The 12,282-nt window shown below is 71.8% G+C and carries 7 protein-coding genes; all 7 read left to right on the top strand.

Annotated features, from left to right (window positions below; genetic code table 11):
- The first annotated feature begins 3 nt into the window (after positions 1-3).
- Positions 4-924, top strand: coding sequence for a DUF6929 family protein (locus ACZ6TI_RS12565; protein WP_465345137.1), 921 nt, complete (start codon positions 4-6; stop codon positions 922-924).
- Positions 925-1,147: 223 nt separating this feature from the next.
- Entirely contained in the window at positions 1,148-6,856 is a 5,709-nt protein-coding gene (locus tag ACZ6TI_RS12560; protein WP_465345447.1) for a ThuA domain-containing protein, read from the top strand.
- 2 nt (positions 6,857-6,858) lie between these two features.
- Positions 6,859-7,407: a hypothetical protein gene (locus ACZ6TI_RS12555; RefSeq protein ID WP_465345136.1), complete on the top strand. Its 549-nt coding sequence runs from the start codon at positions 6,859-6,861 to the stop codon at positions 7,405-7,407.
- The gene (locus tag ACZ6TI_RS12550; protein ID WP_465345135.1) at positions 7,382-8,614 is read left to right on the top strand and encodes a sarcosine oxidase subunit beta family protein; all 1,233 of its coding nucleotides are present in this window, start codon (positions 7,382-7,384) and stop codon (positions 8,612-8,614) included. The genes ACZ6TI_RS12555 and ACZ6TI_RS12550 overlap by 26 nt, the downstream gene beginning before the upstream one ends.
- A 15-nt stretch (positions 8,615-8,629) precedes the next feature.
- Positions 8,630-8,896, top strand: a complete 267-nt coding sequence (locus tag ACZ6TI_RS12545; protein WP_465345134.1) for a sarcosine oxidase subunit delta — start codon at positions 8,630-8,632, stop codon at positions 8,894-8,896.
- On the top strand, positions 8,893-11,694 hold the full coding sequence (locus ACZ6TI_RS12540) for a 2Fe-2S iron-sulfur cluster-binding protein (RefSeq protein WP_465345133.1): 2,802 nt from the start codon (positions 8,893-8,895) through the stop codon (positions 11,692-11,694). The genes ACZ6TI_RS12545 and ACZ6TI_RS12540 overlap by 4 nt, the downstream gene beginning before the upstream one ends.
- Positions 11,687-12,214, top strand: coding sequence for a sarcosine oxidase subunit gamma (locus ACZ6TI_RS12535; protein WP_465345132.1), 528 nt, complete (start codon positions 11,687-11,689; stop codon positions 12,212-12,214). The genes ACZ6TI_RS12540 and ACZ6TI_RS12535 overlap by 8 nt, the downstream gene beginning before the upstream one ends.
- Positions 12,215-12,282: the final 68 nt, after the last annotated feature.

Below are 12,282 nucleotides of genomic sequence, written 5' to 3'. Positions count from 1 at the left end.
CTCGTGCGAGTGCGGGTGGATGGCATCTCTCGCCTGTCCTTCGACGACGGCTCGCCGGTGCGCGCCGCCTCGGCGATCGCCGCCTTCGGCGACGGGTGGCTGGTCGTGCAGGACGATGCCACCCACGCCGCCTGGTGGCGCCCGGACTCGGTGACCGCTGTGCGGGTGGTCGATCCGGTCGACGGCCTGGAGACGTTCAGCTCGGCCGCGGGCACGAAGCACCTGAAGCCCGACTTCGAGGCGGCCTGTCCGGTCACCGCCGATGGGGGATCGGGGGTCCTGCTGCTCGGCTCCGGATCGACCGCCGCCCGGATGCGAGCATCGCTGGTGACGCTCGGCCCGGACGGTCCGGCTTTCGTGGTGGCCGATCTGACTTCGCTGTACGAGCGGGTCGCCGCCCGGCTCGGTCTCGAAGTCGCGCGGTTGAACCTGGAAGGCGCATGTCAGGTGGGCGACCGGTTGCGGTGGTTCCAGCGCGGCAACGCCGCGGCCGGCGTGCCCACGGCCAGCGTCGACGTCGATCTCGCCCGATTGCTCGCCGCGCTGGCGGGCGCGGACGCAGACCTGATCGGGGTCACCGGCGTGCGCCACTACGACCTGGGATCCGTGGGTCACGTCGCGCTGGCGGTGACCGACGCGGTGGCGCTCGCGGACGGGCGGATCCTTCTCAGCGCGGCCGCGGAGGACACGCCGAACGCGGTGGACGACGGCCCGGTGGTCGGCGCAGTGGTGGCCCTGCTCGACGATCAGGCCGTCGTCGCGGTCGCCGGTTTGCCGCTGCTGTCCGGAGCCGTTGCCAAGGTCGAGGGCCTGGCGGTGCGCGAAACGACGCCCGGCGGGCTGCGGCTGCTGGCGGTGGTCGACGCCGACGACCCGGCGGCCGCGTCCCAGGCGATCGAGCTGAGCCTGCAGTGCGAGGACTGATCGGGTTATCAAACCGTTACATGCTCAACTCTTGCTCGAAACGTGGCCACCCACGAGGTTTGTACAAGCAATAAACAAATCTCGATGCGTGGCCGTGGCACGCCTGCGGATCGGGACCGGATGGCCTCGGCGGGCCGGCCCGGGAACCGCTGTCCACCCAGGACAAGGAGAACACGTGTCCCGTCCACGCCTGCTTACCGCCATCCTGCTCTCGTTCGCCCTCATGACCACGGTTCTGGCCGGCACACCGGCGGCGGCGCAGGCTGCCCCAGTGGCCGCTCCGGCCGCCGCCGACCCGTACTCGGTGCTGGTCTTCTCCAAGACCGCCGCCTTCCGGCACGACTCCATTCCGGCCGGTATCGCCGCAATCCGGCAGCTCGGCGCGGACCACGGCTTCACCGTCGACGCCACTGAGGACGGTGCCGCGTTCACCGACGCCAACCTCGCCAAGTATCGGGCGGTGATCTGGCTCTCCACCACCGGAGACGTGCTCGACCCCGGCCAGCAGTCGGCCTTCGAGCGCTACATCCAGGCCGGCGGCGGATACGCGGGCATCCACGCCGCCTCCGACACCGAGTACAGCTGGCCCTGGTACGGCGAACTGGTCGGCGCGTATTTCGCCAGCCACCCCGCCAACCAGCAGGCCACGGTGAAGGTGGAGGACCCCGCCCATCCGTCCACGGCCGACCTGCCGGAGCGCTGGTCCCGGTTCGACGAGTGGTACAACTTCCAGTCCAACCCGCGCGGCGACGTGCACGTGCTGGCCAGCCTGGACGAGACCAGCTACACCCCGGGCGCGGGCGCGATGGGCCAGGACCACCCGACCGCGTGGTGCCGGGACTACGACGGCGGCCGGACCTGGTACACCGGCGGCGGCCACACCCAGGAGTCGTACGCCGATCCGCAGTTCCTCGCCCACCTGCTCGGCGGCATCCAGACCGCCGCGGGAGTGCTGGACGCCGACTGCGGCGCCTCGCTGACCCCGAGCTTCGAGAAGGTCACGCTGGACGCGAACACCAGCAACCCGATGGAGCTCGACGTCGCCGCGGACGGCCGGGTGTTCTACGTGGAGCGCGACGGCCGCGTGCAGATCGTCAAGCCGGACACCGGGCGTACGGTGACCGCGGTTGACCTTGATGTTTTCACCGGGAACGAGGACGGCCTGATCGGCATCCGGCTCGACCCGGACTTCGCCGACAACGGCTGGGTCTATCTGTATTACGCCCGTAACGACGGAGTGGCCCGCAACCTGCTGTCCCGGTTCACCGTCACCGGCGACACCATCGACGTGGCCAGCGAGAAGGTCGTCCTGCAGGTCGACACCCAGCGCAACACCTGCTGCCACGCCGGCGGCAGCATGACCTTTGACCGGGCCGGCAATCTCTATCTGGCCACCGGTGACAACACGAACCCGTTCGAGTCGGACGCGTTCACCCCGATCGACGAGCGGCCCGGGCGGCAGGACTACGACGCCCAGCGGAGTTCCGGCAACACCAACGACCTGCGCGGCAAGGTGCTGCGGGTGCACCCGGAGGACGACGGGACCTACACCGTCCCGGCGGGCAACCTCTTCGCGCCGGGCACCGCGCGCACCCGCCCGGAGATCTATGCGATGGGCTTCCGCAACCCGTTCCGCATCGGCGTCGACCCGGCCACCGACACCCTCTACGTCGCCGACTACGGCCCCGACGCGGGTGCGCCCAACCCCAACCGGGGACCCGAGGGCACGGTGGAGTGGAACGCAGTCGCCGCCGCCGGCAACTTCGGATGGCCGTACTGCACGGGCGCCAACTATGCCTACAACGACTACCAGTTCCCGTCCGGGCCGAGCGGGGCACAGTTCAACTGCGCGGCGCCGGTGAACAACTCGCCCAACAACACCGGCCTGACCACGCTGCCGCCGGCCGTCAGCGCCACGGTGGACTATGACTATGGCGGCAACCCGCGCTTCCCGGAGATCGGCGGCGGCGGCGCGCCGATGGGCGGTCCGGTCTACCGGTACGACGCGGAGCTGACCTCCGAGCGCAAGTGGCCGGCCTACTTCGACGGCAAGGCGATGTTCGGCGAGTGGAACCAGTCGAAGATGTACACGATGCAGATGACCGCCGACGGCCGGTCCCTGGTCGACATCAACCAGCTGCTGACCGGCATGAGCTTCATCCGTCCGATGGACTTCGAGTTCGGCCCGGACGGCGCGATGTACATGATCGAGTGGGGCAGCGGCTTCGGCGGCGACAACGACGACTCCGGGGTCTACCGGATCGACTACGTCGCCGGTGACCGGGCCCCGCTCGCCGCGGCGAGCGCCACCCCGACCTCCGGGCCGGTGCCGCTGACCGCGCGGTTCTCCAGCGCCGGCTCCCGCGATCCGGACGGCGGCGCCCTGACCTTCGCCTGGGCGTTCGGCGATGGCGGAACCTCGGCCGAGCCCAACCCCACCCACACGTACACCGAGGCGGGCAACTACACCGCGCAGCTCACCGTCACCAACCCCAAGGGCCGCACCGCGGTGGCGAACGTGCTCGTGACGGTCGGCAACACCGCGCCGACGGTGACCATCGAGTTCCCGCCGGCCGGCGGCTTCTTCGAGTGGGGCGACCAGGTCAAGTACACGGTCACGGTGACCGACCCGGAGGACGGCGAGATCGACTGCGACCGGGTGCGGCTGCAGGTGCTGCTCGGCCACGACGAGCACGCCCACCCGCTGGAGCAGCACACCGGCTGCACCGGCACCGTGCAGACCGCGCTCGCCTCCGGGCACGGCGCCGAGGCGAACGTCTTCGCCCTCTTCGAGGCGACCTACACCGACGACGGCGGCACCGGTGGCGCCGAGCCGCTCACCGGGCGCGCGATCGAGAAGCTGCAGCCCAAGCGCAAGCAGGCCGAGTACTACACCGCGACCGGACGGGTGGCCGGCGCGACCGGCGGCGGCGACCCGGGCGTGCAGCGGGAGACCACCACCGACCCGGCCGGCGGCGGTCAGAACATCGGCTTCATCGAGGACGGGGACTGGTGGTCGCTCGATCCGGCCGACCTGACCGGCATCGACTCGATCCGCTTCCGCGTCGCCTCGGCCGCCGCCGGCGCGCGGATCGAGGTGCGCGCGAACGCCGCCGACGGACCGCTGGTCGCCACGGCCACCGTGCCGGGCACCGGCGGGTGGCAGAACTGGGTGGACGTCACGGCGCCGGTCACCGCCGCCGACACGAGTTCGCTGTTCTTCGTCGCCCGGGACCCGGCCGGCGGGGCGGGCTCCATAGTCAACGTGAACTGGATGGACTTCCTCGGGCGGGGCATCACCGAGAACGCGCCGCCGCAGGTCAGCGCCGTCGCCACACCGACAACCGGCACGGCGCCACTCGCCGTCGCCTTCGACGGCACGGCCACCGACGCCGAGGGCGACACCCCGCTGGCGTACGCCTGGGACTTCGGCGACGGCGGCACCGCGGACACGCTGGACGCCGATCACGTCTACCGGGTGCCCGGCGACTTCACCGCCACCCTGACGGTGACCGACAGCCGCGGCGCCAAGGCGTATGCCAACGTGCCGATCACGGTGGACGCGCCGAACACCGCCTGCTTCGGTGCGCGTTCGGACGACTTCCTGGGCACCGCGCTGAACCGCGGCCGCTGGTCGGTGGTCCGGGAGAACCAGACCTTCTCGGTCGCCGACGGGACGCTGCGCCTGCCGACCGCCGCGGGCGACCTCTACGGCACCCGCAACGACGCCACCAACCTGGTCCTGCAACCGGCGCCCGGTGGCGCCTGGCAGGCCACCACGAAGGTCGCCGTGCCGGTCACCGCGAACTATCAGCAGGCCGGCCTGATCGTGTACGGCGACGACGACAACTACGCCAAGCTCGACCTGCTCTTCAACGGCTCGCGCACGGTGGAGTTCATCCGGGAGACCGCCGCGGTCCCGCGCAACGAGGGCGGCGACAGCACCGCGGCGCCCGCCGGTGACGTGATCTATCTGCGGTTGACCAGCGACGGGACGAACCTGACGGCGGAGGCCTCCGGCGACGGACAGACCTTCACCCCGGTCGGCCGCTCCGCCGCGCTGGCCGGCATCGCGAACCCGCGTGTCGGGGTCTTCGCCCTCAACGGCGGCACCACCGCGCCGGTGGTGGACGCGGTCTTCGACTGGTTCCAGTTCACGCCGGACGCCCCGGCGGAACCGGTGGCGCCGTCGGACGAGTTCACCGGCGACGCGCTGGACAAGTGCCGGTGGGACGCGATCGTCCGGGAGGACCCGGCGACCTACCGGGTCACCGGCGGGGCGTTGCGGATCGACGTGCCGAACGGCGACATCTACACCGGGAGCAACACCGGGCCGACGAACTTCATCCTGCAGGACACGCCGTCCGGTGACTGGACCGTGGAGACGAAGGTCGACGGCAGCCTGCTGAACGAGCAGTACCAGCAGGCCGGGCTGCTCGTGTACGGCGACGACGACAACTACGTCAAGCTGGACTTCGTCCTGGACAACACCGCGGGCCAGCCGGTCAGCCGGCGGATCGAGTTCCGCAGCGAGATCGGCGCGGTGGTGCAGAATCCGCAACCGCAGCTCGGCAACCTGACGTCGGCGGTGTGGCACCTGCGGGTGGCCAAGGTGGGGAACACCTACACCGCCTCCTATTCGGCCGACGGCACGGAATGGACGTCGTTCGAGCCGCTGACCAACGCCGCGGTCGGTGCCACCCCGAAGGTGGGGCTGTTCAGCCTCGGCGCGGCGCAGACCGCGTCGAAGACGGTGTCGTTCGACTACTTCCGGATCGGCACCGGGGACAGCGACACCACCGCGCCGGTGACCGCCGCCGAGGTGTCCGGAACGCCGGTCGAGGGCTGGTACACCGGCGACGTCACGGTCACCCTGACCGCGGACGACGAGGAGGCGAGCACCGAGTATCAGCTGGACGGCGCCACCGCGTGGACCGCGTACACCGCCCCGATCGTCGTCGCCGGCGACGGCAACCATGAGGTGCGGTTCCGGTCGACCGACGCCGCCGGGAACGTGGAGGCGACCAAGTCGGTCGCCGTCAAGATCGACGGTACGGCTCCGGTCACGACGGCACAGTTCGCGCCGGCCAACGACAACGGCTGGCACGACGGGACCGTCCCGGTGGTGCTGACCTCGGCCGATGCCGGATCCGGGGTGGGGCTGCTGGAGTGGTCGCTGGACGGCGGCGCCTGGACGGCGTACACCGCGCCGGTGGACATCACCGGGGACGGGCAGCACGAGCTGCTCTACCGGGCCACCGACAAGGCCGGCAACGCCGAGACGCTCAAGTCGGCGGTCGTCCGGATCGACGGCAGCAAGCCGACCCTGCTGGTCTCCGGGCTGGCCGACGGTCAGCTCTACGGTGACAGCCAGGACGTCCGGATCTCGTGGCAGGCGGTCGACCCGACCTCCGGCATCGCGACCACGGCGGCCACCCTGGACGGGCGGGCCTACACCAACGGCGCCCTCCAGTCGCTGTACGAGCTGCCACTCGGCCTGCACGAGCTGACCGCGACCGCGACCGACAAGGCGGGGAACAGCACCTCGACCACGGTCCGGTTCTTCGTCACCACCTCGTTCCGGGACATGCAGAACCTGCTGGACCGCTTCAAGGCGACCGGACGGCTCTCCACCGCGGCGCATCGGCAGTTGTCCAACAAGCTGGACGCGGCCCGCGCCTCGGAGGCGGCCGGCAACGACAAGCGGGCGATCCAGCAGTTGACCGCGCTCAAGGCGCTCGCCACCAACGCAGCACTGGTCACCGACACGGACGTCCGGGACACCCTGGTCCGGGACGCCGACGCGATGATCGTGCGGCTGGGCGGCACGGCGAGCAAGGCCGGGGCGCGGGCGAACGCCGGCAAACCGGTCACCGGCGCCGGCCGGCTCGCCGGGGATCCCACCCGGATCTCCCCGGACCGTCCGCTCTGACGATGCGCATCCGCGGAGCTGCCGTCCTGCTGGGCCTGGTGCTGGCGATCCTGCCGGCACCGGGCCCGGCCTGGGCGCACGACGGAAAACTGAAGCTGGAGGTGGCCGGCGACGGCGCCACCGGCGTCACCGTGCAGGCCCGGCACGCCGACGGGCACCGGCTGGACGAGCTGGTCCGGCTGGTGCTCACCGCCACCGCCGAGGGCGGGCGGACGGTCGGACCGCTGCAACTCGAACCGGCCGGCGAGGGGCAGGGCTTCTACAGCAGCGGCCCGATCCTGGCCGCCGGAAGCTGGCGGGTGACGGTCCGCGCGCCGGCCCCGTTCACCAGCACGGCGACCGTCGAGGTGCGGGCCAGAGCGGCCCAATCCGCCCCGGCGCAGGCGGCGCCCATGTCGGCGGCGAATCAGGACGAGCCGGTGTGGCGGTGGTGGGGGGCGATCGGGCTCGGCGTCTTCGCCGTCCTGGCGATCGTCGTGGTGGCGGTGCGTCTCCGCCGCCGAACCTCGCCGATATCATCGCCCGATGACACCGCGTTCCCCCGGCGCTGATCTGCCCGAACACCCGGACTTCCTCTGGCGCAATCCGGAGCCGCGACGCTCCTACGACGTGGTGATCGTCGGCGGGGGCGGGCACGGCCTGGCGACCGCGCACTACCTGGCCAAGAACCACGGCATCACCAACGTCGCGGTGCTCGAGAAGGGCTGGCTGGCCGGCGGGAACATGGCTCGCAACACCACGCTGATCCGCTCGAACTACCTGTGGGACGAGAGCACGGCGATCTACGAGCACGCGCTGAAGCTCTGGGAGGGCCTGGAGGACGACCTGGGCTACCCGATCCTGTTCAGCCAGCGGGGTGTGCTCAACCTCGCGCACAACCTGCAGGACGTCCGGGACAGCGTGCGCCGGGTGGAGGCGAACAAGCTCAACGGGATCGACGCCGAATGGCTCGGCCCGGACGAGGTGCGCAAGATCTGCCCGATCGTCAACACATCGGCCGACATCCGTTACCCGGTGCTGGGCGCCACCTATCAGCCGCGGGCCGGCATCGCCAAGCACGACTACGTCGCCTGGGGCTTCGCCCGGCGGATCGATCAGGCCGGCATCGACCTGATCCAGGACTGCGAGGTCACCGGATTCGACACCGCCGGCGATCAGGTCACCGGGGTACGCACGACGCGAGGCGACATCGCCGCCGGCCGGGTGCTGCTCTGCGCCGCCGGCCACACCACCGTGCTCACCGACATGCTCGGCTTCCGGGTGCCGATCCAGAGCCACCCCCTGCAGGCCCTGGTCTCCGAGCTGCTGGAGCCGGTGCACCCGACGATCGTGATGTCGAACGCGGTGCACGTCTACGTCTCCCAGGCGCACAAGGGCGAGCTGGTGATGGGCGCCGGCGTCGACTCGTACAACGGCTACGGCCAGCGCGGCGCCTTCCACATCATCGAACGGCAGATGGCCGCCGCGGTGGAGTTGTTCCCGGTCTTCGCCCGCGCGCACCTGCTGCGCAGCTGGGCCGGCATCGTCGACACCAGCCCGGACGCGTCGCCGATCGCCGGCCGCACCCCCTTCGAGAACCTCTACCTCAACTGCGGCTGGGGGACCGGCGGCTTCAAGGCCACCCCCGGCATCGGCTGGTGCCTGGCCGAGACCGTCGCCACCGGCGAGCCGCACCCGTACGTGGCGCCGTTCGCGCTCGACCGGTTCGTCACCGGCGCCCTCGTCGACGAGCACGGCGCCGCCGCCGTGGCTCACTGATCCGCAGGAGCTCGCGTGCAACTCATCGAATGCCCGTGGTGCGGCCCCCGCGAGGAGGTCGAGTTCCACTACGGCGGACAGGCCCACGTGCCGTACCCGCGGGACCCCGCCGCCCTCTCCGACGAACAGTGGGCGCACTACGTGTTCTTCCGGGACAACCGCAAGGGCCGGTTCGCCGAGCGCTGGAACCACTCCGCCGGGTGCCGCCGCTGGTTCAACGCGATCCGCGACACCGCCACCTACCGCTTCGAGCGCGTCTACCGCCCAGGAGACCCGGCATGAGCTTCCGCACCACCACGGGCGGCCGCATCGATCGTGACCGGACCATCGGGTTCACCTTCGACGGCGAGTCGTTCACCGGCCACCCCGGCGACACCCTCGCCTCGGCGCTGCTGGCCGCCGGCCGGCACTCGATCGCGACCAGCGTCAAGCTCGGCCGGCCGCGGGGCATCACCGCCGCGTGGGCCGAGGACTCCGGCGGGCTGGTGCAGATCGAGGAGCCGTTCCCCGAGCCGATGCTGCTCGCCACCACGATCGAGCTGTATGAAGGTCTGTCCGCCAGCGGGCTGCCGGGTCAGGGCCGGCTCGCCGACATGCCCGACTCGGCCCGCTACGACGCCGTGCACCACCACGCCGACGTGCTGGTCGTCGGCGCCGGCCCGGCCGGGCTGACCGCCGCGCTCGCCGCCGCCCGGTCCGGCGCCCGGGTCGCCCTGGTCGACGAGCAGTCCGAGCCCGGCGGGTCCCTGCTGTCCGGCACCGACCTGCTCGACGACGCGCCGGCGCTCGACTGGGTCGCCGCTGTCACCGCCGAGCTGGGCGCGCACCCGGACGTGCTGCACCTGCAACGCACGACCGCCTTCGGCAGCTACGACGACGGTTTCGTGCTGGCCCTCGAGCGGCGGACCGACCACCTCGGCGCGGCCGCGCCCCGGCACGTCTCCCGGCAGCGGGTGTGGCGGCTGCGGGCGAAGAAGATCGTGCTGGCGACCGGCGCGCACGAGCGGCCGGTCGTGTTCTGCGACAACGACCGCCCCGGCATCATGCTGGCCGGCGCCGCCCGCACGTTCCTGCATCGCTATGGCGTGCTGCCCGGCCGGGAGGCGGTCGTCTTCACCACGAACGACAGCGCCTACGACGCCGCGCTCGACCTGCACCGCGCGGGCGTACCGGTGAAGGCCGTGGCCGACGCCCGCGCCGAGGTCCCGGCGCACCTGGCCGAGCGGTGCGCGGCGGCCGGGATCCGGGTCCTGCCCGGGTCCGTGGTGACCGGCACCCGCGGCGAGGAGCGGATCACCCACGCGCTGGTCGGAACCGAGTCGATCCCGTGCGATCTGCTCCTGGTCAGCGGGGGCTGGAACCCCGCGGTGCACCTGTTCAGCCAGGCCCGCGGCCGGTTGCGCTACGACGAGACCCTGGGCGCGTTCGTGCCGGGGGAGCGGCTCGACGGACTGGCCGTGGCCGGTGCCGCGGCCGGCGTGTTCGACCTGGCCGGGTGCCTGGCCGGCGGACGTGCGGCCCTGGGATTCGAACCGGTCGGCGGCGCCCCGATCGCCGCCGCAACCGTCCCGTCGGCCGCGCCTCTGGTGCTTTGGCGAGTGCCGGGCACGTCGGACGGCAGCCAGTTCGTCGACCTGCAGCGCGATGCCACGGTGGCCGACATCGCCCGCGCGGTCGGGGCGGGGATGCGGTCCATCGAGCACATCAAGCGGTACACGACGATCGGCACCGCGCACGATCAGGGGAAGACGTCCGGGGTGATCACCTCGGGCATCGTGGCCGAGATGCTCGGCGTACCCGTGCAGGAGACCGGGACCACGACGTTCCGCCCGCCGTACACCCCGATCGCCTTCGCCGCGCTGGCCGGCCGCGACCGCGGCCGTCTCTTCGACCCGGAGCGGCGCACCGCGCTGCACGACTGGCACGTCGCCGCCGGCGCCGTCTTCGAGGACGTCGGGCAGTGGAAGCGCCCGCGCTTCTACCCGCAGCCGGGCGAGGACCTGGAGGCCGCGGTGCTGCGCGAGTGCGCCGCCGCGCGCACCGGCGTCGGGATCATCGACGGCTCCACGCTCGGCAAGATCGATGTACGCGGCCCGGACGCCCCCGTCCTGCTCGACCTGCTCTACACGAACCTGATCAGCAGCCTCAAGCCCGGCATGGTCCGGTACGGCGTGATGTGCGGCGTCGACGGCATGGTGATCGACGACGGCACCGTGCTGCGGCTCGCCGAGGACCACTTCCTGGTGCTCACCACCACCGGCGGTGCGGCGAAGATCCTCGACTGGATGGAGGAGTGGCTGCAGACCGAGTGGCCGCACCTGCGCGTGCACCTGACCTCGGTCACCGAGCAGTGGGCCACCTTCCCGGTGGTCGGCCCGCGCTCCCGCGACGTCATCGGGGCCGTGTTCCCGGCCGTCGACGTCAGCAAGGAGGCGTTCCCCTTCATGGCGTTGCGCGACGCCGAGCTGGACGGCGTGCCGATCCGGCTGGCGCGGATCAGTTTCTCCGGGGAGCTGGCCTACGAGGTCTACGTAAAATCGTGGCACGCGGTCGCCGTCTGGGAGCGGCTGCTGGCGGCCGGTGAGCGATACGGCATCACGCCGTACGGCACCGAGACCATGCACGTGCTGCGGGCCGAGAAGGGCTACCCGATCATCGGGCAGGACACCGACGGCACGGTGACGCCGCACGACCTGGGCCTGGGGTGGGCGGTCTCGAAGAAGAAGGTCGACTTCGTCGGCAAGCGCTCCTTCACCCGGGCGGCCAACCAGGACGCGATGCGCAAGCACCTGGTCGGGCTCCTGCCCGCCGACCGGCACACCGTGCTTCCCGAGGGCTCGCAGATCATCGACTTCCGGGCCGACGGGCAGCTGCCCCCGCCGCCGGTGCCGATGCTGGGCCACGTCACGTCCAGCTACCGCAGCGCCGAGCTGGGCCGGCCGTTCGCCCTGGCGCTGGTCAAGGGCGGCCGCGACCGGATCGGCGACACCGTGCACGTTCCCGTCGACGGCACCCTGGTCCCCGCCGAGGTGACCGGTTCCGTGCTGGTCGATCCGGAAGGAGCCCGCCGCGATGGCTGAGCCACTGCTGCCGCGCACCCACCCGCTGCAGAACTGGACGGAGGCGTTCGCCGCGCTGCCGCCCGCGGTGGGCATCACCGTCGAGCCGTACGTACCGATGGTCAACGTGCGGCCGGCCCCGGACGGCCCGGGACCGGCCCTCCCGGCCGAGCCGAACACCTGGGCCGAGATCGACGGCGGCCGGGCGATCTGGCTCGGCCCGGACGAATGGCTGCTGACCGGTACGACCACAGTCCCGCCCGGCGGCACCGGCACCGACGTCTCCGCCCAGCGGATCACGGTGCGCCTGACCGGTGAGCGGGTCCGCGACGTCCTGGCCAAGGGCTGCTCGATCGACCTGCATCCGCGGGTCTTCGGCCGCGGGCGCAGCGCGCAGAGCACTCTCGGCCAGGCCGCGGTGGTGCTGCTCTCGCTCAGCGACGCCGGCGACGACTACATCGTGCTGGTCCGCTCGTCCTTCGCCGGCTACCTGGCCGTCTGGCTCCTCGACGCGACGCTCGAGTTCGCCGCGGCTCAGTAGGTTCTCCGGAGGCGCTCGACCTGCTTTCCCAGGGGGCCCAGCGACGGCGGTAAATCCCTTATAGTCCT

The organism is Actinoplanes sp. NPDC051388 (genome assembly GCF_055586225.1).
Note: the sequence above shows the minus strand (reverse complement) of the source record. Positions and strands in the feature narration are given on the sequence as shown.

Coding starts and splice junctions, on each gene's coding strand:
- ACZ6TI_RS12560 (WP_465345447.1), top strand. CDS start 1,148: ATGACCACGGTTCTGGCCGGCACACCGGCGGCGGCGCAGGCTGCCCCA.
- ACZ6TI_RS12555 (WP_465345136.1), top strand. CDS start 6,859: ATGCGCATCCGCGGAGCTGCCGTCCTGCTGGGCCTGGTGCTGGCGATC.
- ACZ6TI_RS12550 (WP_465345135.1), top strand. CDS start 7,382: ATGACACCGCGTTCCCCCGGCGCTGATCTGCCCGAACACCCGGACTTC.
- ACZ6TI_RS12540 (WP_465345133.1), top strand. CDS start 8,893: ATGAGCTTCCGCACCACCACGGGCGGCCGCATCGATCGTGACCGGACC.
- ACZ6TI_RS12535 (WP_465345132.1), top strand. CDS start 11,687: ATGGCTGAGCCACTGCTGCCGCGCACCCACCCGCTGCAGAACTGGACG.